Annotated in this window: 17 protein-coding genes; 3 read left to right on the plus strand and 14 right to left on the minus strand. The window is 70.7% G+C overall.

All coding sequences use genetic code 11. The features are described 5' to 3' along the window. Window positions 1-105: 105 nt before the first annotated feature. A complete protein-coding gene (locus G3I56_RS03590) occupies window positions 106-402 on the minus strand; it encodes a DUF3039 domain-containing protein (protein WP_053741615.1) in 297 nt (98 codons plus the stop codon). A gap of 29 nt (window positions 403-431) precedes the next feature. Then, window positions 432-1,007 (minus strand): YqgE/AlgH family protein, encoded by a 576-nt coding sequence (locus tag G3I56_RS03595; protein WP_164407068.1) that lies wholly within the window; start codon window positions 1,005-1,007, stop codon window positions 432-434. A 315-nt stretch (window positions 1,008-1,322) separates the two neighbouring features. On the opposite strand from G3I56_RS03595, the gene murA reads away from it, so the two are divergent. Further along, the gene (gene murA / locus G3I56_RS03600) at window positions 1,323-2,669 is read left to right on the plus strand and encodes a UDP-N-acetylglucosamine 1-carboxyvinyltransferase (protein WP_164407069.1); all 1,347 of its coding nucleotides are present in this window, start codon (window positions 1,323-1,325) and stop codon (window positions 2,667-2,669) included. Window positions 2,670-2,830: 161 nt separating this feature from the next. Here murA and G3I56_RS03605 read toward each other — a convergent pair whose 3' ends face one another. The 8 genes from G3I56_RS03605 to G3I56_RS03640 all read right to left on the minus strand — a co-directional run bounded on the left by G3I56_RS03605 (window position 2,831) and on the right by G3I56_RS03640 (window position 13,097). Further along, entirely contained in the window at window positions 2,831-3,112 is a 282-nt protein-coding gene (locus G3I56_RS03605; protein ID WP_006374476.1) for an HU family DNA-binding protein, read from the minus strand. 353 nt (window positions 3,113-3,465) lie between these two features. Then, window positions 3,466-4,875: an NAD-dependent malic enzyme gene (locus G3I56_RS03610; protein WP_164407070.1), complete on the minus strand. Its 1,410-nt coding sequence runs from the start codon at window positions 4,873-4,875 to the stop codon at window positions 3,466-3,468. A 304-nt stretch (window positions 4,876-5,179) separates the two neighbouring features. Then, window positions 5,180-7,501 (minus strand): UvrD-helicase domain-containing protein, encoded by a 2,322-nt coding sequence (locus G3I56_RS03615; protein WP_164407071.1) that lies wholly within the window; start codon window positions 7,499-7,501, stop codon window positions 5,180-5,182. Window positions 7,502-7,649: 148 nt separating this feature from the next. Next, window positions 7,650-8,432 carry a zf-HC2 domain-containing protein gene (locus G3I56_RS03620; protein ID WP_164407073.1) on the minus strand — a complete coding sequence of 261 codons (783 nt, stop codon included), beginning with the start codon at window positions 8,430-8,432 and terminating at the stop codon, window positions 7,650-7,652. A gap of 47 nt (window positions 8,433-8,479) precedes the next feature. Then, window positions 8,480-9,001: a sigma-70 family RNA polymerase sigma factor gene (locus G3I56_RS03625; protein ID WP_203688970.1), complete on the minus strand. Its 522-nt coding sequence runs from the start codon at window positions 8,999-9,001 to the stop codon at window positions 8,480-8,482. 381 nt (window positions 9,002-9,382) lie between these two features. Next, the gene (locus tag G3I56_RS03630; RefSeq protein WP_164407075.1) at window positions 9,383-9,994 is read right to left on the minus strand and encodes an ABATE domain-containing protein; all 612 of its coding nucleotides are present in this window, start codon (window positions 9,992-9,994) and stop codon (window positions 9,383-9,385) included. 428 nt (window positions 9,995-10,422) lie between these two features. Continuing rightward, window positions 10,423-11,592, minus strand: a complete 1,170-nt coding sequence (locus tag G3I56_RS03635; RefSeq protein WP_164407076.1) for a uroporphyrinogen-III synthase — start codon at window positions 11,590-11,592, stop codon at window positions 10,423-10,425. A gap of 122 nt (window positions 11,593-11,714) precedes the next feature. Continuing rightward, complete coding sequence (locus G3I56_RS03640) at window positions 11,715-13,097, minus strand: nitrate/nitrite transporter (RefSeq protein WP_164407078.1); 1,383 nt, start codon at window positions 13,095-13,097, stop codon at window positions 11,715-11,717. Between the two features lie 350 nt (window positions 13,098-13,447). Between G3I56_RS03640 and G3I56_RS03645 the strand changes: the two genes are divergently transcribed. Beyond that, a complete protein-coding gene (locus G3I56_RS03645) occupies window positions 13,448-15,226 on the plus strand; it encodes a histidinol-phosphate transaminase (RefSeq protein ID WP_164407080.1) in 1,779 nt (592 codons plus the stop codon). Continuing rightward, window positions 15,223-16,026 carry a phosphatidate cytidylyltransferase gene (locus G3I56_RS03650; RefSeq protein ID WP_343239849.1) on the plus strand — a complete coding sequence of 268 codons (804 nt, stop codon included), beginning with the start codon at window positions 15,223-15,225 and terminating at the stop codon, window positions 16,024-16,026. Before G3I56_RS03645 ends, G3I56_RS03650 begins: the two co-directional genes overlap by 4 nt. 517 nt (window positions 16,027-16,543) lie before the next feature. Here G3I56_RS03650 and G3I56_RS03655 read toward each other — a convergent pair. From G3I56_RS03655 to G3I56_RS03670, 4 genes are all read right to left on the minus strand, one after another. Further along, window positions 16,544-17,824: an acyltransferase gene (locus G3I56_RS03655; protein WP_164407081.1), complete on the minus strand. Its 1,281-nt coding sequence runs from the start codon at window positions 17,822-17,824 to the stop codon at window positions 16,544-16,546. Next, window positions 17,821-20,019, minus strand: a complete 2,199-nt coding sequence (locus G3I56_RS03660; protein ID WP_164407082.1) for a glycosyltransferase — start codon at window positions 20,017-20,019, stop codon at window positions 17,821-17,823. The genes G3I56_RS03655 and G3I56_RS03660 overlap by 4 nt, the downstream gene beginning before the upstream one ends. A gap of 389 nt (window positions 20,020-20,408) precedes the next feature. After that, the gene (locus tag G3I56_RS43145; RefSeq protein ID WP_203688971.1) at window positions 20,409-21,329 is read right to left on the minus strand and encodes a hypothetical protein; all 921 of its coding nucleotides are present in this window, start codon (window positions 21,327-21,329) and stop codon (window positions 20,409-20,411) included. A gap of 276 nt (window positions 21,330-21,605) precedes the next feature. Next, window positions 21,606-22,577 carry a LysR family transcriptional regulator gene (locus G3I56_RS03670; protein WP_164407083.1) on the minus strand — a complete coding sequence of 324 codons (972 nt, stop codon included), beginning with the start codon at window positions 22,575-22,577 and terminating at the stop codon, window positions 21,606-21,608. Window positions 22,578-22,582 lie beyond the last annotated feature (5 nt).

The following is a 22,582-nucleotide window of genomic DNA, read 5'->3' on the forward strand; positions in this document are numbered from 1 at the left end:
CCGGCCGACGCACCCCGTGCAACGACAGACAGCACAAAGGTCCCCAGGGCGCACCAAATCGCACCCTGGGGACCTTTGTGCACATCAACGACCAGCCGGCGCGGCCTACTTCTTGCCGTCGCCCTTGCCCTCGTCGCCGCCGGAGCCCATGGACTCGTAGATCTCCTTGCACATGGGACACACCGGGTACTTCTTCGGGTCGCGGCCCGGTACCCAGACCTTGCCGCACAGCGCCACGACGGGAGTCCCGTCGAGGGCGCTCGCCATGATCTTGTCCTTCTGGACGTAGTGGGCGAAGCGCTCGTGGTCGCCGTCGCCGTGCGAGGTCTGCGGCGCCGGTTCGACGAGGGTCCCCGTACCAGTCCCGCGCTGGGGCTGGGTCTCAGGTTCAAGAGTGCTCATAGCGGCAATCGTACTGAAGGTCACACCCCTCAGTTCAGGGAAGGGTCGTCCGGATACGTCGCGACCATCGCCAGTTCGCTGCGCTGGCGCCTGAGGACCTCGCGCCACAGGCGTTCCGGGGACGGGGAGGAGACGTCTCCGGGCTCCGACTCGACGACGTACCAGGCGCCGTCCGCCAGCTCGGCCTCCAGTTGCCCCGGGCCCCAGCCCGCGTATCCGGCGAAGATGCGCAGCGATCCGAGCGCCTTCGCGAGCAGTTCCGGCGGCGCTTCCAGGTCGACGACGCCGATCGCGCCGTGCACGCGCCGCCAGCCGAGAGGGGTGCGCTCGCCGGACACCCCGCCGCCGGGGATGACCGCGACGCCGAGCGCCGAGTCGAGGGCGACCGGGCCGCCCTGGAAGACGACCCCCGGTTCACCCGCGAGTTCGGCCCAGCCCTCCAGGATGTCCCCGACGTCCACCGGCGTCGGACGGTTGAGGACGACGCCGAGGGAACCCTTCCCGTCGTGGTCGAGAAGGAGCACCACCGCGCGGTCGAAGTTCGGGTCCGCCAGGGCGGGCGTTGCCACGAGCAGTCGCCCTGTGAGCGAGGACACCTCGGTCATGCCAGACATGATCTCGCATCTTCCCCCTCTGAGGGGGGCCAATCGGGGTACCCGGGTGAAGGCAGGTCAGGGCGTACGGGATCCGAGCGGGCGCGCGCCCGCGCCGGTGACCGCACGTGCCCGGCGGCGAACGGTTCGTGTTGTGGCAAACCTATGACACGGCTGGGCGGCGCTTGGGCTTACAGAAGGGGGGTGTGGGGCGTTTACCCTTGCTCTTCGGCTCCTGCGCGTGCCTGTACGACCGCGGCCTGTACGACCGCGTCCCGCACGACGGTCCCGCCATACCCCCGCCCAACTCATCGGAACGCGAGATACATGACGGTCAACGGCACAGACGACGTACTGATTGTCCACGGCGGCACCCCGCTGGAGGGCGAGATCCGTGTCCGCGGTGCGAAGAACCTCGTACCGAAGGCCATGGTCGCCGCCCTGCTGGGCAGTGCGCCAAGTCGACTGCGCAATGTCCCCGACATCCGTGACGTCCGTGTCGTGCGCGGGCTGCTCCAGCTGCACGGGGTGACGGTCCGTCCGGGCGAGGAGCCCGGCGAGCTGATCATGGACCCGTCGCACGTGGAGAGCGCCAACGTCGCCGACATCGACGCGCACGCCGGGTCGAGCCGTATCCCGATCCTCCTGTGCGGCCCGCTGCTGCACCGCCTCGGGCACGCGTTCATCCCGGGCCTCGGCGGCTGCGACATCGGCGGCCGGCCCATCGACTTCCACTTCGAGGTGCTGCGGCAGTTCGGCGCGACGATCGAGAAGCGGGCGGACGGGCAGTACCTGGAGGCTCCTCAGCGGCTGCGCGGTACGAAGATCGCCCTTCCGTACCCGTCCGTGGGCGCGACCGAGCAGGTCCTGTTGACGGCGGTGCTGGCGGAGGGCGTCACCGAGCTGTCCAACGCGGCGGTGGAGCCCGAGATCGAGGACCTCATCTGCGTACTGCAGAAGATGGGCGCGATCATCGCCATGGACACGGACCGCACCATCCGTGTCACCGGGGTCGACAAGCTCGACGGCTACAACCACGCGGCCCTCCCGGACCGGCTGGAGGCCGCGTCGTGGGCGTCGGCGGCGCTGGCGACCGAGGGCAACATCTATGTCCGCGGCGCCCAGCAGCGGTCGATGATGACGTTCCTGAACACCTACCGGAAGGTGGGCGGTGCCTTCGAGATCGACGACGAGGGCATCCGCTTCTGGCACCCCGGCGGCCAGCTGAAGTCGATCGCCCTGGAGACGGACGTACACCCCGGTTTCCAGACGGACTGGCAGCAGCCGCTGGTCGTCGCGCTGACACAGGCCACCGGCCTCTCCATCGTCCACGAGACGGTCTACGAGTCCCGCCTCGGCTTCACCTCCGCGCTCAACCAGATGGGCGCGCACATCCAGCTCTACCGCGAGTGCCTCGGCGGCTCCCACTGCCGCTTCGGCCAGCGCAACTTCCTCCACTCGGCGGTCGTGTCGGGCCCCACGCGCCTCCAGGGCGCCGACCTGGTCATCCCGGACCTCCGGGGCGGCTTCTCGTACCTCATCGCCGCCCTGGCCGCCCAGGGGACGTCCAGGGTGCACGGCATCGACCTGATCAACCGGGGCTACGAGAACTTCATGGAGAAGCTCGTGGAACTGGGTGCGAAGGTCGAGCTGCCCGGCAAGGCGCTCGGATAGCCGCAGTCGTACGAACGCCGATGGGGCGGTCACCCAAATTTGGGTGACCGCCCCATCGGCGTCAACTGCAGCGCCCTGAAGGGGCGCGGGGAACTGCGCGACCAACTACAGCGGCCCCGCAGTCGCCCACGGCGCCAAGCCGCAACGACGAACAGGCGCCCTTACTTACCCTTGGCCGCTTCCTTGAGCTTGGAGCCCGCGGAAACCTTGACGCTGTAACCGGCGGGGATGTCGATCGGGTCGCCGGTCTGCGGGTTGCGCGCGGTGCGAGCGGCACGGTGGGTGCGCTCGAAGGTCAGGAAGCCGGGGATGGTGACCTTCTCGTCGCCCTTGGCGACGATCTCACCGACGGTCTCGGCGAACGCGGCCAGAACGGCGTCCGCGTCCTTGCGGGTGACCTCGGCGCGGTCGGCCAGCGCGGCCACCAGCTCACTGCGGTTCATGTTGTTACTCCCGTGTTCTTCTTGCTGTTGAGGCGTGCCCCGCGGCGGAGCCGCATGGGGGGCACAGCGAAGCCGATGCTGCCAGGGTCCTCGGTGGGTCCCCGGACCCGGGTCCGCCGTCGGACCCTCACGCCCGAAGACGCATCCTGCCCCCACCTGCGGCGGGAAAGCCAATCCGGCACCCCTGGGAGTCACACGAACACCCTTGGGAGTCGGACGGAAAGCGTCAGCGGCCGGGGCCGACAGGCTGAACCTGGCCGCCACCCTAGAGGCGCCCGGGGGCAGGACGCCCCCGACGCGCCGGTAGGAGGGCCCGTGGTAACCGTCACATATACGGCAGCGGGAACCGGGAACTACTCGGCCGCCGCCTTCGCGGCGTCCCGCACCGCACCCGCCACCGCGCCCGCGACCTTGTCGTTGAAGACGCTGGGCACGATGTAGTTCGGGTTCAGCTCGTCCTCGGTGACGACGTTCGCGAGTGCGGTCGCCGCCGCGAGCATCATCTCGGTGTTGACCGTGCGGGACTGCGCGTCCAGGAGACCACGGAAGACACCCGGGAAGACCAGCACGTTGTTGATCTGGTTCGGGAAGTCCGAGCGGCCGGTGGCCACGACGGCAGCCGTCTGGCGGGCGATCGCCGGGTCGATCTCGGGGTCGGGATTCGCGAGCGCGAACACGATCGCACCCTCCGCCATCGCGGCCACGTCGTCGCCGTCGATGACGTTCGGGGCCGAGACACCGATGAAGACGTCGGCGCCGCGCACGGCCTCCTTGAGAGTGCCGGTGAGGCCCTCCAGGTTGGTGTTGTCGGCGATCCAGCGCAGCGGGGAGTCCGGGGCCGCGTCCACCAGGTCCGCGCGGTCCGCGTGGACGACGCCCTGGATGTCGGCGACGACAGCGGTCTTGACGCCGGCCGCGATGAGCAGCTTGAGGATGGCCGTACCGGCCGCGCCGGCGCCCGACATGACGACCCGGATGTCGCCGATCGCCTTGCCCGTGACGCGCAGGGCGTTGGTGAGGGCGGCGAGGACGACGATCGCGGTGCCGTGCTGGTCGTCGTGGAAGACGGGGATGTCCAGGGCCTCGCGGAGGCGGGCCTCGATCTCGAAGCAGCGCGGGGCCGAGATGTCCTCGAGGTTGATGCCGGCGAAGCCCGGGGCGATCGCCTTGACGATCATGACGATCTCGTCGGTGTCCTGGGTGTCCAGGCACAGCGGCCAGGCGTCGATGTCGGCGAAGCGCTTGAAGAGGGCCGCCTTGCCCTCCATGACCGGCATGGCGGCCATCGGGCCGATGTTGCCGAGGCCCAGCACCGCGGAGCCGTCCGTCACGACCGCGACCGTGTTGCGCTTGATGGTGAGGCGGCGGGCGTCCTCGGGGTTCTCGGCGATCGCCATGCACACGCGGGCCACGCCCGGGGTGTAGATCATCGAGAGGTCGTCACGGTTGCGGATCGGGTGCTTGGACTGCATCTCGATCTTGCCGCCGAGGTGCATGAGGAACGTACGGTCCGAGACCTTGCCGAGGTTGACGCCCTCGATGCCGCGGAGCTGCTGGACGATCTCGTCGGCGTGCGCGGTCGAGGTCGCCGCGATGGTGACGTCGATCCGGAGCAGTTCGTGGCCGGAGGCGGTGACGTCGAGGCCGGTCACCGAGCCTCCGGAGGACTCAACGGCGGTGGTGATCTGGGAGACCGCGGTTCCGCTCGCGGGCACCTCCAACCGGACCGTGATCGAGTAGGAGACGCTGGGCGCCGTTGCCATGGCCGACTTCCTTCTGCTTTCACCCTGATGCTTGGTTTGCCGTCCGATCGTCGCACCTACCGCGGAGTAGCTGGTAGCGGGGCCTCGATTGCGAACGTTTTGTTCTCAACAAAGAGAGGTCCACGCCACTTTCGTGGCGTGGACCTCTACATGTTCAGTGGCACCGACCCGCCATGCTCGCCTCGCGGCAAGTGGTCGCTCGTAGCGACGAAGGTTGGGCCCGGGGGCTTGGATCGAGCCGGTGCCACGTCAACGGTAACAAACGATCCCCGTAAGGCAATTCCCATCGGCCACTGTCTTTGCCTCAGTCCCGGAGAAGGTCGGGCACCCCCTGCGCATCGGGCTCGTCGCGGTCCGCCGAGACGACCGTGAGCTGCTGGGTGGCGCGGGTCAGGGCGACGTACAGAACCCGCAGGCCGGCCGGGCTCTCGTCGGCGATCTCCGCCGGGGAGACGACCACTGTGGCGTCGTACTCCAGGCCCTTGGCCTCCAGGCTGCCCAGGGCCACCACACGGTCGCCGAGGCCCGCCAGCCAGCGGGCCGCCTCGTCGCGGCGGTTCATGGCCACGACGACGCCGACGGTGCCGTCGACGAGGTCCAGGAGGCGGGCGGCTTCGTCACGGACCGACTGGGCCAGGGAACCCCGTACGGCCACGAAGCGCGGCTCCACGCCGGTCGAGCGGACCGCCCTCGGGGACTCCGAGCCCGGCATCGCGAGGGCCAGGACCTTGGCGGCCAGTTCGGCGATCTCGGCCGGGTTGCGGTAGTTGACGGTGAGGGTGAAACGACGGCGCGGACGGGTGCCCAGGGCCTCGTCACGGGCCTGAGCCGCCTCGTCGGGGTCGGACCAGGAGGACTGGGCCGGGTCGCCGACGACCGTCCAGGTGGCGTGCCGGCCGCGGCGGCCGACCATGCGCCACTGCATCGGGGTGAGGTCCTGGGCCTCGTCGACGATGACGTGGGCGTACTCGGTGCGTTCCTCGGCGAGCCGCTCGGCCCGTTCGCGCTGCGTCTCCTCCCGTACCGGCATCAGCTCCTCCAGGCCGCTGAGCTGGTCCATGGGGTCCGCCTCGCGCCTCTTGCGGGGGCGGGCCGGGGCGCCGAGGATCGCGCCCAGCTCGTCCAGCATGGCCACGTCGTGGACCGAGAGGCCGTCGCGCTTGAGGGCGCGGGCGACCCGGCGGACCTCGCCCGGGTTGAGGATGCGGCGGGCCCAGCGGCCGAGGAGGCGTTCGTCGGACATGGCGGCGAGGACCGACGCGGGGGTCAGTTCCGGCCACCAGGCGTCCAGGAACGCGATGAAGTCGTCCTCGGACGTGACGTCCTCGTCGAACGAGGAGCGGAGTTCCGCGGCCAGTTCCCGGTCCGTGTGGCGGCTCTGGGCGCCCGAGCGGGCCCACAGGGCGTCCAGGAGCAGCCTGCGGGCGCGCGGGCGCATCAGGTTGACGGGGGCTGTGCCGCTGAGCGCCGACTCGCGGATGCGGGCCAGCTCGGGGGCCTCCAGTTCGATACGGCGGCCGAAGGCGACGACCCTCAGACGGCTGGTCACCGTCGGCGAGTCGTGCTGCTCCAGGGCGCCTCGCGCGGCCTTCCGGAGCACCCCGAGCATGCGGTACGAGCCCTTGGCGCGGGCCACGGCCGGGGCGTCGTACAAGGTGGCCTCGGCGCCGTCGACGAGGGAGCCGATGGCGCGGATGGCCACCTGGCCCTCCTCACCGAGGGAGGGCAGGACGCCCTCCGTGTACGCCACCAGGAGGGGCGTCGGGGAGACGATCAGGATGCCGCCCGCGTACCGGCGCCGGTCCTGGTAGAGCAGGTAGGCGGCGCGGTGCAGGGCGACGGCCGTCTTGCCGGTGCCCGGACCGCCCTCCACGTACGTCACCGAGGCGGCGGGAGCGCGGATCACCAGGTCCTGTTCGGCCTGGATGGACGACACGATGTCCCGCATGGTGTGGCTGCGGGCCTGCCCGAGGGCCGCCATCAGGGCGCCGTCGCCGATCACCGCGAGCTCCTGGCCGTCCAGGGACGCCTTCAGCTCGGGGCGCATCAGGTCGTCCTCGACGCCGAGGACCCGCCGGCCCTTGGACCGGATGACGCGACGCCTGACCACCCGGCCCGGGTCGACCGGGGTCGAGCGGTAGAAGGGCGCGGCGGCCGGGGCGCGCCAGTCGATGACGAGGGGCGAGTAGTCCTCGTCGAGGACGCCGATACGGCCGATGTGGAGGGTCTCGGCGATGTCGGCGGTGCCCTCGGGGCTCACGGCCCCCTCCGCGGCCTCCACGGCCGTGTAGGCGCCGTCCGGGCCCTTCTTGCCGTCCATCCCCCGCAGCAGGTCGATACGGCCGAAGAGGAAGTCCTCGAACTCGTTGTTCAGCCTGTTGAGGTGGATGCCGGCGCGGAACACCTGGGCGTCCCGTTCGGCGAGCGCGCCGGGGGTGCCGACCTGGCCCCGTTTGGCCGCGTCGTGCATGAGGAACTCGGCCTCGTCGATCTTCTCCTCAAGACGCTGGTACACCCGGTCCAGGTGTTCTTGTTCGACGCTGATCTCGCGGTCGCGGACGGAGTCCTGTACTGAGGAGTCCTCGACCGACACGAGCGCCGTTTCCTGCTGAGCCTGAGCGGCCACCGGGCCCCCTTCTGACGTGCTGGGCAGCCGTCAACCGTACGCGAAAAAGAGGCCCGGATGCTACGAGTCCGCCCCAGGACACCGTACGAGTCTTCGTACGAGGCGTCCTGGGGCGGTCTCGGAGCGGTCGGGAAACAGTGGTGGAGGGTCAGGCGTCGACCTCGACGAGCTTCTTGCCGCCGGAGTCGACAACCTCGTAGTGGTCGATCTCGTCGGTGCTGAAGGCCGTTCCGCCGTGGATGAAGAGCGGGTTGCGGGCAGCTTCGGTCGTGGCGTCCTTGATGCCGTAACCGGCCGTCGGGACGGACCAGTTGGACATGGTCTCGCGCTTGCCGTCCTTGCCGACGGCGACGAGGGAGCACTTCAGCGGACCCTTGACGCCTCCCAGCTCGAGGACCGCGCTGACTCCCCAGGCCTTCGACTCCATCGCCACGGTCGCGGTGACATTGGTGTTGGGGTCGGTGGCGGAGACCCGGTCCTTCATGAGACCGAAGGCGTCCTTGGCGGAGCCGGTGGCCTTCGTCGTCACCGTCGGCGAGGGAGTAGCCACGCTGGTGGTGTCGCCGCCGGTCGTCGCGAACACCGCGGTCGGGCCGCCGATGATGAGGGCTGCCGCGGCGGCCACCATGTAGAAGCTGCGCCGGCGCTTGCTCGCACGCCGTTCCGCGACCTCGTCGACCAGCCGCGTCGCGAGCTGTGGACTCGGGCGGGCGGACAGCGACTCGCCGATGGCGGGAGATCCCTGGGCACCGGGCAGGTCCGCGAGGGCGGCCAGCATCGGTTCCATCCCGGCCAGCTCGTCGAGCTGCTGGGCGCACCACTCGCAGCCGGCGAGATGTGCCTCGAAGGCCGTGGCCTCCGCGTCGTCGAGGATGCCGAGGGCGTAGGCGCCTACTGTCTCGTGTTCGTTCGGGCCTTGGGAACCCTGCATTCCTCGCATGGAACCAGGACTACCCGCTCCGAACCCCCCGTAAATACTCATGCCGTCACCCCCCGCTCCTCTAGTGCGAGCTTCATCGAACGCAGGGCGTAGAAGACCCGTGAGCGCACCGTTCCGCTGGGTATGCCCAGCGTTTCGGCGGCTTCGTTCACCGTACGTCCCTTGAAATAGGTCTCGACCAGGACCTCCCGGTGGGCGGGGGTCAGGTCGGCGAGCGCGTCCGACAACGTCATCAGCCACAGCGCCTTGTCGATCTCGTCCTCCGCGGGGATTACCTCCAGCGGCGACGGGTCCACCTCCTGCGGCCGGGCCTGCCGGCTGCGGTGCCCGTCGATGACGATGCGCCGGGCGACCGTCACCAGCCAGGGGCGTACCGAACCGGTTGCTCGATTGAGCTGACCGGCGTTCTTCCAGGCACGGATTAGTGTCTCCTGCACGACGTCCTCGGCTCGTTGCCGGTCTCCGGCGACCAGCCTCAGGACGTACGCCAGGAGGGGCCCCGCGTGCTCTCGGTAGAGCGCACGCATCAAGTCCTCGTCGGGCTCCGAGGGCTGGGACATGCGATGTCGGGCCCTCGGTCCTTGTTCATTGGCCACGACGGAATCCTTACGCACGCCCACCTCCGCTGTCCCGGGTTCCCCCGGTCGGTCGCTCGCCACCAAGTACGGAAGTGGCATGCGGGATGTTCAACGCGTGACCACAACTTTCTTTGTCCGTCCCCGACGTGAGGGACAAGGGTGCACATTCCTGCCGCAAGTGCTTTACATTTCCGCCACACTGGCAAGTTCGGGGCGATGCCCGCGGCGCGCCGACTGGAAACACACGTGTAACCAAGGTCACTGCAACCCAGGGGAGTTGCCAGGTCCGATTCCGCGCGAAAGACCCACTATGGGCGATCTGCGAACCTCTCCGGAGCGGTCTACGCGCGTGCTGGAAACGATCTACGCGCGTGCCAGGGCGACCCGCCGCCGGTGTCTAGCGACCCGTTCCCGGTTGCCGCAGATCTCGCTGGAACACCATCTGCGCCGTCTGCCCCGGGAGGTGTCGAGGTAGACGATCGAGCAGCTGTCGCCCTCGCACTGGCGCAGGCACGCGCGTGCCACGGGGTCGGTGAGCAGCTCCACGGCGTCCCTGGCGACCGCGCCGAGCAGGGCCGCGCAGTCGGGCGGCCCGTGCAACTCCCGTACGAGGGTGCCGTCCCCGGCGCGGACAGCGCGGGGGGCCGGGGCCGCCGGGCGGGCGAGTTCGTTGAGACGGATGAGGGCCTGGTCGAGGTGGCGGGGGTCGGCCACCGGGGGGCTGTGCACCAACTGACCGGTCAACCGGCCGGTCAGGTCCCGCAGTTCACGGAAGTGCGCGACCCAGGAGGTGTCGGCGTGGTGCAGGGGAGTGCCCGCCGGGACGAGTCCGGACGCGGCGATCCAGGCGCGGAGCGGCTCGACGGCACCGAGCCGTTCGTCGGGGTGGGCGGTCGCCAGCAGGTCCAGGCAGATCCGCCCGGCGTCGAAACGCAGCTCGTACGAGGCTGTGGCCACGGTCGTCTCCGATGCCATGTGCCCTGTCACCGCCTAGGAGTCGCCACCGTTCAGGGCAGCCGGGATGCCGGGTGGGATGTCGGTGGGATGCCACTGAGGGGGTCAGGGGAACCGTTCCCTCTACAGTGCCTGCCCGCTGTCACGGCCGGAACCCCTCGTGCAGGTCGCTCCGCGGGATACGCGGTTCATTCGGCGTGGGCCGGTGGAGGCGACTCGCTCCGCGGGCTGGGCGGCTCGTCCACCCGGCAGGCCGGTGGAGACGCCCGCCCCGGCGGGTACGCGACTCCTCCACCTGCACGCCGGTGGAGGTGTCCGCCCTGCCTGGTACGCGGCTCGTCCACCTGCGGGGCGGTGGGGCTGGGCGCGCAGTTCGCCGTCCCCTTGCCGGGGCGCGACTCCTCCGGGGCCGCCTCGCGGACAACGATGACCATGCCGGCCCGGAGGGGCTACGCGTCGGAGTACTTGGCGTCGGCCGCCGGGTCCAGGGCGAGCCGGTAGCCGCGTTTGACGACCGTCTGGATCAGTTTGGGCGCGCCGAGGGCGGTGCGCAGGCGTGCCATCGCCGTCTCCACGGCGTGCTCGTCGCGGCCGGCTCCGGGCAGCGCACGCAGCAGTTCGGCGCGGGCGACGACCCACCCCGGCCGCCGGGACAGCGCCCGCATCAGGGACATTCCGGCCGGCGGTACGGGCCGCAGAGCGCCGTCGACGATGACGGCGTGCCCGCGGATCTCGACGCGGTGCCCGGCGATGGGCAACGCCCGTGCGCGGGAAGGGAGTTCCTGGCAGAGGAGCTGTACGAGGGGGCCGAGCCGGAAGCGTTCGGGGGACACCGTGTCGACGCCATGGGCCTGGAGCGGCAGGGCGGTGACCGGGCCGACGCAGGCCGGGAGGACGTCGTGGTGGAGGGCGGCGAGGAGTTCGGGGAGCAGGCCCCGTTCCTCGGCGCGGGAGAGAAGGGACGCGGCGGCGGGCGCGCTGGTGAAGGTGAGCGCGTCCAGGCCGCGCGAGACGGTGGAGTCGAGGAGCCGGTCGACGGGGCCGATGTCCTCCGGTGGCATCCACCGGTAGACGGGCACACCGACGACTTCGGCGCCCGCCGCACGCAGCGACTCGACGAAGCCGGGCAGCGGCTCGCCGTGCAGCTGGATGGCGATACGGCGCCCCTCGACGCCCTCCTCCAGAAGCCGGTCGAGCACCTCGGCCATGGACTCGGAGGCCGGCGACCACTCCTCCTTGAGCCCGGCGGCCCGGACGGACCCCTTGACCTTGGGCCCGCGCGCCAGCAGTTCCACGCCGCCGAGACAGGCGAGCAGATCCTCCCCGAGCCCCCAGCCGTCGGCGGCCTCGATCCAGCCCCGGAAGCCGATGGCGGTGGTGGCGATGACGATGTCCGGCGCCTGGCCGATGAGCTGCTTGGTGGCCGCGAGCAGTTCGCTGTCGTCGGCGAGCTGCACGATCCGCAGAGCGGGCGCGTGCACGACGGCGGCGCCCCGCCGCTGGAGCAGGGTCCCGAGTTCGTCGGCCCGACGCGCGGCGGTGACACCCACGGTGAACCCCGCGAGGGGCCCGTGGTCCGGTGGCTCCGGTCGTTCTGGTCGCTGCTGTTCGTCGAACATGGCTCTCGTCCCGCAGTCGGGTCACATCTGCACAGGGGTGCCGAACGAGCCTGTCAACAGCGCGTGACAGGCTCGGTTCGACTTCATGTCGCTGGTGTTACTTAAGCCGCTTCCGGCGAGGGTCACACCTCGGCGTAGTTGAGCTGCGGCTTTGCTTCGGAGGGTGCGGTTTCGGTGGCCTGCGCACCGGACGGACGGCGAAGGTATACGGCCCAGGTGACCAGGAAGCAGACCCCGTAGAAGGCGAGGAAGGCGACGAAGGCTCCGGTGCCGGATCCGACGCTCAGGAACGACTGGCGGAGGGAGAGGTTGATGCCGAGGCCGCCGAGCGCGCCGACCGCGCCGATGAGTCCCATGGAGGCGCCGGACAGGCGACGGCCGTAGGCCGCGGCCTCCTCACCCTCCAGTCCCTTGGCGAGGGCCTTGGCCTGGAAGATGCCGGGGATCATCTTGAAGGTCGAGCCGTTGCCGAGGCCGGAGAGGACGAACAGGGCGATGAAGGCGGTGGTGAAGAGGGGCAGCGACTTCTGCATGGACGCGACGACGATGACACCGGTGGCACCGGCCATGCCGACGTAGTTGTACAGCGTGATCTTCGCCCCGCCGAAGCGGTCGGCGAGCGCGCCGCCCACGGGCCGGATCAGCGAGCCGAGCAGCGGGCCGATGAAGGTGACGTACGCGGACTCGAGCGGCGTACGCCCGAACTGGGTCTGCAGGACGAGGCCGAAGGCGAAGCTGTAGCCGATGAACGACCCGAACGTCCCGATGTAGAGGAAGGACATGATCCAGGTGTGCGCGTCCTTGACGGCGTCCTTGGCGGCGCCGGTGTCGTTCTTCAGGTGCGCGATGTTGTCCATCTTGACCGCGGCGAGGACGGCGGCGATGAGGATGAGCGGGATGTAGATCCCGAGGAGCACCCGCGGACCGCCGCTCGCGCCGATGACGGCGAGGCCGATGAGCTGCACGACCGGGACACCGATGTTGCCGCCGCCGGCGTTGAGCCCGAGGGCCCAGCCCTTCTTCCTGAGCGGGAAGAAGGCGTTGATGTTGGTCATGCTGGAGGCGAAGTTGCCGCCGCCGATGCCGGCGAGCATGGCGCAGGCGAGGAACGTGTTGAAGGACGTCCCCGGCTCCATGACGATGAACGCCGCGATCGTCGGGATGAGCAGGAGTGCCGCGGAGACGATGGTCCAGTTCCGGCCGCCGAAGAGGGCGACGGCGAAGGTGTAGGGGACGCGGACGACGGCGCCGACGCCCGTGGCCATCGACACGATGAAGAACTTGTCGGCCGGGGTGAGCCCGTACTCCGGTCCCATGAACAGCACCATCACGGACCACAGCGTCCAGATGGAGAAGCCGATGTGCTCGGAGAGCACGGAGAAGTACAGGTTGCGGCGGGCGACCTTCTCGCCGGTCGCGTTCCAGAAGGCCTCGTCCTCGGGATCCCAGTGCTCGATCCAGCGGCCTCCCCTGCCGGGTGCGGGGGCTGAACTAGGGGCTGTCATGACGCCTCCACGGTGGTCCGGGGCTCGGGTGGTTCTTTTTTGGGGTGCTGAGCGGTGATGAGTCCCGAAGGTAGGCAGAGCGCGTTTCGGCCCTGTGGCTGTGGGTGACCGGAAGGGAACTTTGCTCTCACCCCGCGAGGAGGTCGGATGAGAGGTTACGCAGACGGAGGTCACGGCCAGAGCACGGCGGCCTCGCCCCGAAGGGCACCTCCCTTCGCCAGGACGTCGTCGGCGCGGCGGAGTGACCCCGTGAGTACGCGTACTCAGGCCGACTGAGTCGCTCGGCTCTGACGTGGCCGGGGCCGTGTTCTCCACGATGGAGCGCCCGGTCCGCGTCGAGAGAGGTCCCCATGCGTCGTCATCTGCAGTTGCGCGTTGCCACACCGGAGGATCGGGAGTGGCTCCACGAACTGCGCCATCGGGTGTACGCACAGGAGTTGGGCCAGCATGTGCCGGATCCGACCGGGCGGCTTCGCGACGGGCTGGACGGCGACAACGTCTATCTGGTCGCGGCGCGAGGGGCGGACCGTATCGGGTTTGTCAGTCTGACTCCGCCCTGGCTGGGGCGGTACGCGCTGGACAAGTACCTCACCCGTGACGAGTTGCCGCTGCTGAGCGAGGGCGGTCTGTTCGAGGTGCGCATCCTCACTGTCGAGCCGCGATGGCGGGCCTCGGCGGCAGCACCGCTGCTGATGTACGCGGCGCTGCGCTGGATCGCCTCCCGGGGCGGTCGCCGGATGGTGGCGATGGGGCGGACCGAACTGCTCGGCATGTACCTGGCCGCCGGCCTGCGTCCGGTCGGCCGTACCGTCCACAGCGGTGCGTTGACGTTCGAGGTGCTGACCGGGAACGTGACCGAGCTGACGATGGCCACGATGGACCGCTACCGCACCACGCTGGAGCGTCTGCGGTCCGGAGTGGACTGGCAGCTGGACATGCCGTTCGCACCCCGGCCGGACGGCTGCGAGCACGGCGGTGCCTCGTTCACCGCCATCGGCACGGACTTCCGTAGCCTGCACCGGCGGCACCAGGTGGTCGCGGCCGACGTGCTGGACGCCTGGTTCCCACCGGCCCCCGGAGTGCGGGCGGCGCTCGCCGAGGATCCGGCCTGGGCCGCACGGACCTCGCCGCCGACCGGCGCCGAGGGTCTGCTGGCGGAGATCGCCGCGGCCCGGGGGTTGCCGGAGGAGACGCTCGCGGTCGGCGCCGGTTCGTCCGACCTGATCTTCCGGGCGTTCGGCCAGTGGCTGACCCCGGAGAGCAGGGTGCTGCTGATGGATCCGGGCTACGGCGAGTACGCCCACGTCACCGAGAGGGTGATCGGATGCCGGGTGGACCGGTTCCGGCTGCGCCGCGAGGACGGCTGGCGGATCGATCCGGCCCGGCTGGCGGCTGCCGTCGGGGCCGGTCGCTACGACCTCGTGGTGGTCGTCAACCCCAACAACCCGACCGGCCGCCATGCGCCCGCCGCGGAGTTGCGCTCACTGATCGCCGCCGCCCCGGCCGCGACCCGCTGGTGGATCGACGAGGCATACCTGGGCTATGCCGACCCGACCGAGTCGCTCGCCGGCCTCGCCGCCACGGACCCGCGGGTGGTGGTCTGCACCTCACTCTCCAAGATGTACGCGCTGTCCGGAATGCGGGCCGCGTACCTGGTGGCCGAGCCTGCCACCGCGGCGCGGCTGCGCCGGTGGACGCCACCCTGGCCGGTCAGCCTCCCCGCTCAGCTGGCCGCGGTGGCGGCCCTGCGTGACCCGGCCTACTACAGCGACCGCTGGCTTCGCACCCACGCGCTGCGGCGGCGACTGGCCGCCGACCTGGCCGGGCTGGACGAGACCGTGATGATCGAGGAGGGCGTGGCGAACTTTCTCAACGTGACCCTGCCGTACGGCGGACCCAGTGCCGCACAGGTGGTCGACGAGTGCCGCCGCCACAACGTGTACCTGCGAGATCTGTCGCCGTTGTCGCCGGAGTACGAAGGGCGCACTGTGCGCGTCGCGGTCAAGGACACCGCCGAGAACGCGTGCATCGTGGCCGCCTTCCAGGCCGCGCTGGAGATACTGCTGCCGCGTTCGGCCGCGCTCGGTCCCCGGATCGATGGCGTTCCGGTCGCCGGATCCGCCCGGTGATCACCGTGGCTTCCCTGGCGCCCTGCCTCGGTGGGGCGCTGGCGCTGGGCGGCGTCGCGGTGGCGGCTTCCCGGCGCCGCGAGCTGATGGTCCGATGGTGCGCCTGGGCAGTCGGGGTGCCGCTGGTCACCGGTGCGTTCTGGTGGGGCCGCCCGGGCACCGCGGTCCTCGCCATCGTGGTCGGGGTTATCGCGGTGATGGAGTTCGGCGGACTGATGCGGCTGAGCCGGGTGGACCGGGTGGTGCTGGCCGCGGCGGTGACGGGCGTGGTGCTGACCGCCTGGCTGGCGCCCGGGCAGGTGCTCCGGGTGGTCGCGATCGGGGCGCTCGCCGTGGCCGCGGTGCCGCTCCTGGCCGGCGACGCCGATCATGGCCTGCGCCGGCTCTGCGCGGGTCTCCTCGGGCTGGCCTGGCTGAGTGTGGTGGCCTCCCTGGTGCCGCTGGGGGCGAGCGCGCTCGCGCTGTTCATGGCGGTCTCGATCGCTGACATCGTGGCGTACTTCGCCGGTCGGGGGCTGGGCGGGCCGAGGCTGTCGCCACTGTCACCGGCCAAGCGGTGGAGCGGGACCCTGGCCGGGGCTGCGGCCGGCGTCGGCATGCTCGCGGTGTTGTCCACTCTGACCTGGCCGATGGCAGTGGCGGTGGCGGTCGGCGGCCCGGCCGGAGACCTTCTCGAGTCCATGGTCAAAAGAGGGGCACAGGCAAAGGACACCGGCCGCTGGCTGCCCGGCTCCGGCGGCCTGCTGGACCGGATCGACTCACTGCTCGTCGCCCTGGCCGTCCTACTGCTCCTGCTCTGACCCGATCGCCCGGGGGCCGGAAGCCGAGGTCGGGCGGCCGGGTCGCCGGTGCTGGGCGGATGGTGGCCGGTAGCGGGGTGCCCGGGGCCCGGTGGCCAGATGACTGAGACCCGATGGTCAGGTGCCGGTAGCCAGATGGCCAGGATCCGGTGACCGATGCCCGGGGCCGGTGGCGAGAGGGGCGGGGCCCGGTGGCCAGGTGGCCGGGGCACAAGTGCCGGTGACCAGGTGGCCGGGGCCGGGTGACCGGGGCCGGGGGTCAGAGGGCCGGGGCCCGATGATCGCGGGACGGTGGTCATCGGGCCCCGGCCCGATGACCAGACGCCGGTGACCGGGTGGCCGGGGCCGGGTGACCGGCCCAGGACCCGGGTGGCCAGGTACTGGCCCAGGACCCAGGTGGCCGGAGCCCAGGGAGCCGGTTGACCGATGGCCCGGCGGCCGAGACCAGGAAGGCCTCGCGCAGGAAACCCCGCACCCACCAAGGTGCCGGGCCGTCCCACTCCCCCGTCTCTCGCGCTCACCCCCGCCGTCGCCCGCCCCCCCGCTTCGCCCCGTGCCCGTCCGGCCAAAGCCGTGGGCTCCGCTTCGCGGCTACGTCCTCGATCCAGCCCAGTGCCAGTATCGTCAGGCCGATCAGGGGCCAGACCAGGATGAACATCCACAGGTTGTACGTCGTGTCCAGCGCGGACACCATCCCGTCGGTCATGAACGGGAGTTCGTACAGACGGTCGATCAAAGGGACCGTGGCCATGATGAGTAAGTTGTGCCAGAGATAGATCGTGACCGCTCGGTTGTTGGAGAGCGTGACCAGCCTGTCCCACTTCGCCAGGCGCCCCGGCAGTTCCTGCCACGACGGGGAGTACTGGAGCAGGATCACCACGAACCCGAACGACCACATCGCCTGGGCCAGCGGGATGTCGTTCAGGTCCCAGCCGTCGGGGCCCTTGTGGCCCGAGGCCCACCAGATACCGAAGGCCATGAGCGGGACCGCGCAGGACACGGCGAGATAGCGCGGGATCCTCTTCAGCAGGCCCTCGTGGTGGGCGAAGCCCAGCACCCAGCAGCCGCCGTACACCGCGAAGTCGGTCACCGCGTTGCCCGTCTCACCGGGGATGTCGACAACTCCCGTACCGACGACCGCCGTCAGGGCCAGCGGGGCGAGCAGTGTCGGCCAGGGGAACCGGCGGAACGCCCACAGCAGCAGCGGCGAGGCGATCACGAACCACAGGTAGGCCCGCAGGTACCAGAGGGGGCCCGCGGCCTGGCTCGCCCAGGTGTTCTCCAGGAGCCCGGACTTGGAGCCGATGCTCCACGGGTAGGGCGGGGTGCCGATCGGGATGAGGTAGTTCAGGAGTTCGACCAGGCCCCAGGTGCCGCCGTGGTCGGGATCCTTGGCCGGCTGCCAGCCGGCGAAGAACATCAGCACCAGCGCCACCACGCTGAACGCCCACAGCGGGGGCAGCAGGCGCCGTATCCGGCCCCGGATCACGCCGAGTGCCGGGCGCTTCAGGGAACGGGCCATCAGGGAACCGGCCAGCGCGAACATCACGCCCATGGACGGGAACAGCACGGTCAGCCACGCCCAGCCGAACAGGTGGTACACCACGACCCGGACCAGGGCGATGCTGCGGAGCAGGTCGAGATAGCGGTCGCGGCCCGGCTTCGCCGCCCGGGGCGAACGGGGCTCTGCGGTGGTCGCTTCCTCGGGCGCAGGCTGCTGCGGAACTCCGTACGAGGGTGTGGTGGTCTCGTTGGTCTCGTCGTACGGCGTCGTGGCCGCCGTATGTCGTTCGGTCATGCCACGGGCCTCCGGTCGGCGGTGCCGCTCGTCCGGGCGGCCGGTACGGCGTCGGGTGCCGAGCCCACGACGCCGGTGCGGCGCAGTTTCTGCCAGCGCAGCCGGCCGCCGGTGAGGGCGGTGATCCAGGACTGGAGCAGGACGACGTACATGAGCTGGCGGTAGAGGATCTGTTGCAGGGGCAGCGAGATCAGGTGGGTCATCTTTTCCCGGTCGAGGCGGAACGCGTAGGCCGCGCAGATCAGCTGGATGGCGAGGACGCCCAGCCAGGCGAGGACGGTCCTCTCGGTCGGGCCGAACACCAGTCCGTAGAGCAGGAACACGTCGATCAGGGGAGCGAGGAGCGGTGCCACCACCATGAACAGCGACACGAAGGGCAGGCCCACGCGGCCGAAGCGGCCCGACGGGCCCCGTTCGATCATCGAGCGGCGGTGCTTCCAGATCGCCTGCATGGTGCCGTACGACCAGCGGTAGCGCTGGGACCACAGCTGCTGGACGGACTCCGGGGCCTCGGTCCAGGCGCGCGCGTTCTCCGCGTACACCACCCGCCAGCCGTCGCGGTGCAGGGCCATCGTGATGTCGGTGTCCTCGGCGAGCGTGTCGTCGCTCATCCCGCCGACCCGCTTCAGGGCGCTGCGCCGGAACGCGCCGACCGCGCCCGGGATCGTCGGCATACAGCCCAGGACGTCGTACATACGGCGGTCCAGGTTGAAGCCCATCACGTACTCGATGTGCTGCCAGGCGCCGATCAGGGAGTCCTTGTTGCCGACCTTGGCGTTGCCCGCGACGGCGCCGACGCGCGGGTCGCCGAAGGGCTGGACGAGTTCGCGGACGGTGCCGGGCTCGAACACCGTGTCGCCGTCCATCATCACGATCAGGTTGTAACGGGCGTTCGCCACACCCCTGTTGAGGGCGGCGGGCTTGCCCGCGTTGAGCTGGCGCACGACGCGTACGTTGGGCAGGCCCAGGTCCTCGACGATGCGTGCCGTGCCGTCGCTCGACCCGTCGTCGATGACGATCACCTCGATGGGATGCTCGCTCCGCATCAGTGAACGCACGGTGGCCTCGATGCACTTGGCCTCGTTGTACGCCGGGACGAGCACCGACACGGGTTCGGTGATCGGCGGGCCCCAGCTGAAGTCGGGGCGGCGGGTGCGGCGGGCGTGGAGGACGGAGAGCAGCAGCATCAGGCCGAACCGGGCGAACACCAGCACGCCGATGATCGCGAGACCGACGACCAGTACGTCGGTGATGTTGTCGGAGGCCTGGACCAGGAACGTCCACGCCTTGCCCTTGGCCAGTTCGACACCGGCGACCGGTGTGTGCGCGCTGGGCGCGTCGAGGGCCTCGGTGAGGTTCCGGAACGTGTACCCCCGCTTCTTCATGTCGGGCAGGAAGCGGTCGAGGGCCTTGACGGTCTGGTGGCGGTCGCCGCCGGAGTCGTGCATGAGGACGATCGCGCCCTTGCCGCCCTTGGGGGTGGCCTCGCGGATGATCGCGTCGACGCCCGGCTTGCGCCAGTCCTCGCTGTCCGTGTTGTTGACCACGGTGATGTAGCCACGCTTGCCGATGTACTCCGTGACCGGCCACGACTTGTCGTCCATGGCGTCGGCGAAGGAGGAGTACGGCGGCCGGAACAGCGAGGTACGGATGCCCGCCGCACCGGCGAGCGCCAGCTGGTTCTGGGACAGCTCCCAGTCGATCCGGGCCTTCGACTGGAAGGAGAGGTCGGGGTGGTTGAAGGTGTGCAGCCCCACCTCGTGGCCCTCGGCCACCATGCGCCGTACGAGTTCCGGGTAGCGCGAGGCGTTGGTGCCGGTGACGAAGAAGACCGCGTGCGCGTGGTGTCTCTTGAGGACGTCGAGGACCTTGGGGGTCCACTCGGGGTCCGGGCCGTCGTCGAACGTGAGGACGAGCCGGTGGTCGGGCACGTTCAGGCTGGCGGTCTGGCCGCTTCTGGTGTCGATGACCGGGCCGCCCTCCAGGATCTTCTCCGGCACCCGGTCGGTGGAGGCCTCGGCCTGGATGCGGTGGTCGGCGAGGATTTCGCTGTGCACGTACCCGCGCAGCATCAGCATCGCCATCAGGGCGACCAGGATGAGCGAGGGAAGCAGCAGGCGCATGGGCAGCCGTCGGCGCCGGGCGGCGCCCTCGGCGCCGTTTCGGGCGCCGTGGCGGCGGGTGCGGGATGCCATCAGAGGTTGTTCTCCGGGGACGAGGAGATCAGGACAGGGGCGGCGGGTCAGCGGATCTTCCGCTGGTCGGGGCAAGCGGTTCGCCGGTGACAGCGGGGGCACTCGGCCAGGCCGGGCGCTCGGCGATCGGGATCTGGCCGGGTCGCCAGAACTGTCGGCAACCGTGCCGGTGTCACCGTCGACGGCCCGAGAGCGGGCCGACCGGATGGCCGGCGCCGCGAGGTGACACCGAAAGCTCCTACGCCGCCGAGGTGCCCGGATCGCCGGTGGCAGCGGGGCCACTCGGCGCGAACGGGCGCTCGACGATCCAGGTCGGGTCGCTGCGACTGCCGGCGGCCGGGGAGCGGACCGACCGGATGGCCGGCGCCGCGAGATGACATGGGGAGCTCCTACGCCGTCGAGCCGGCCGGCGCTGTCGAGGCGCCCGGGTCGCCGGTGGCGCCGGAGCCGCTCGGCTCGGCCGGGCTCTCGGCGATCGGGGTCGGGTCGCTCGGACCATTGGCGACCGTGCCGGTGCCGCCGTCGGTGGCCGGGGAGGGCGACGGCGACGGGTCGGGCGAGGTGACGACGCTCTCCGAAGGGCTCGGCTCCGGCGGCGCGCTGGACACCGACACGGACGGCTCGGGGGCCGGACCGGGCGTCGTGGTCCCCGGATCGGGCTTGCCGGCGCTGGCCGAGGCGCTGGGCGCGAGGGTCGCACCCGGCTTCGTGGCAGCGCTGGGTGAGGTGCCCGGGGTGACGGGGGCGGTCCCCTGCGGCGGAGTGACTCCCGCGCTCACCGACGTCCCCGGGGCCGGCACGACCCCGGGCGAGTCCGACGGCCGCACCGACTCGGCGGGCAGCGGCGAGGTGTCGACCTTGCCCGCCGGCTGCTCGTCCTGCTGGCCCGGTACCGGCAGCCAGGGCGCATCCGAGTTGCCGGAGAGGAGGGTGGCGACGATGACGACGGCGTACACCGCGCAGGAGATGCCGACGGCCATCCCGATCCGGCGGTACCGGCGGCTGCGGCGGCCGGTCTCGTCGACGAAGACGGGGCCGTCACCGGGCCCGGCGTCCGGGCCCTCCGTGGCCTGCCGTACGAGGAGTTCCTCGAACTGCCGGCCCACTCCGTCGAGCTGGACCGTCACCTCGTGCGGGTCGTGGGTGTGGCCGAACTCCGCCGGGTTCTCCCACGGGCGACCGGGAAACGTTCCGGCTGATCCGGTCGCTCCGGGCGCTCCGTTCCCACCCGAGCGCGGCTGGGCGTGCGCGCCTCTGCCTCCGGACCGCCCGGCGTGGACCGGTGTTCCGGCGTGCCGCTGTCGGGGCACGGGACCGGTGCCGCCTGGGGTAACTCCGGGTAGCTGCTGGGTTCCGGACACGGTGGCGCCTTCGGCGTCGGACCGTACCGGTTGGGCGTCTTCACGCCACTTTTTCACACGCACGCACAACCCCCCACGGGAATCTTTCGGGCGCGTGTACGATTCCGGGATTCTCGTACTATCGATGTTCGAATCGGACCCCCATCCGATCCGAGCGCCCCCATTTATCACACTGCATCCGGGCCTCGAATGTAGCGCACATGGTGGTCCCGTGTTTGCCATGTGTCACTTGTGAACCGAAATGATGTTGTTGTCCCTGGCCGGAATCCAGCCGCCGACAGGCCTCCGCAACCACCCCTCCTCCGCCGCGAGGCGGGCCGCCGCCCGTCGCAGAGAGTTAATTCCCGGGTGCTCCAGACCCCTCCGCCACACCAGCGACACGGGGGAGAGCGGAACGGGGTCGACCAGCGGTCGCACCACCGTCCGAGGCAGCGCCGGGAAATCCACCACGGCGAGGACGGGGGTCCGCATCTTCGCCATGATCCGTTGGAACTCCTCGTCGCCCACGGCAAGCGGCGCGGGTGGCGCGATTTCGATGCCGCGCCCCGCGAACAGCTGACGCGCGAGGTCGGTCCACTCCGGGGTCCGCGGGTTCCCCGCACCGGCGTACACGGCCTCCCCCGCCAGCGCCGCCAACGGCACCTCGGGCAGCGCGGCCAGCCGGTGGTCCTCAGGCAGGACGACCGCCATCGGCTCGTAGCGCACGAGTTGCTGGTCCAACTGCGCCCGCAGCACCGGATCCAGGCCCGCGAACCGTCCGAACGACGCGTCGAGCCGGCCCGCGAGCAACTCCGCCGCCGCGAAGGCGAGTCCACTCTCGAACCGGGCCATCAGCTCGTACTCCGGGGCGAGTTCACGCGCCAGGTGCAGCACCCGCCGCCCGGTCGAGAGCCCCGGCGAGTTCAGGTCCACCAGCAGCGGCCGGGCCTCCCCGAACACGGCCAACAGTTCGTCGTGGGCCGCCAACACCCGCCGGGCGTACGGCAGCAGCCGCTCACCGTCCGCCGACAGCGTCACCCGCCGGGTCGACCGTACGAAGAGGTCGGCGCCCAACTCCCGTTCCAGGCGCCGAATGTCACGGCTCAGCGCCTGCTGGGCCAGATAGAGGCGGGCGGCGGCCCGGGTGAAGTGCAGCTCCTCGGCGACGGCGACGAAGGCGCGCAGGAGACGGGGGTCGAGGTGCTTCGGGGCAGACATCCGGC

Origin of the sequence: Streptomyces sp. SID12488 (assembly GCF_010548275.1) — a bacterium.
Classification (GTDB): Bacteria; Actinomycetota; Actinomycetes; order Streptomycetales; family Streptomycetaceae; genus Streptomyces.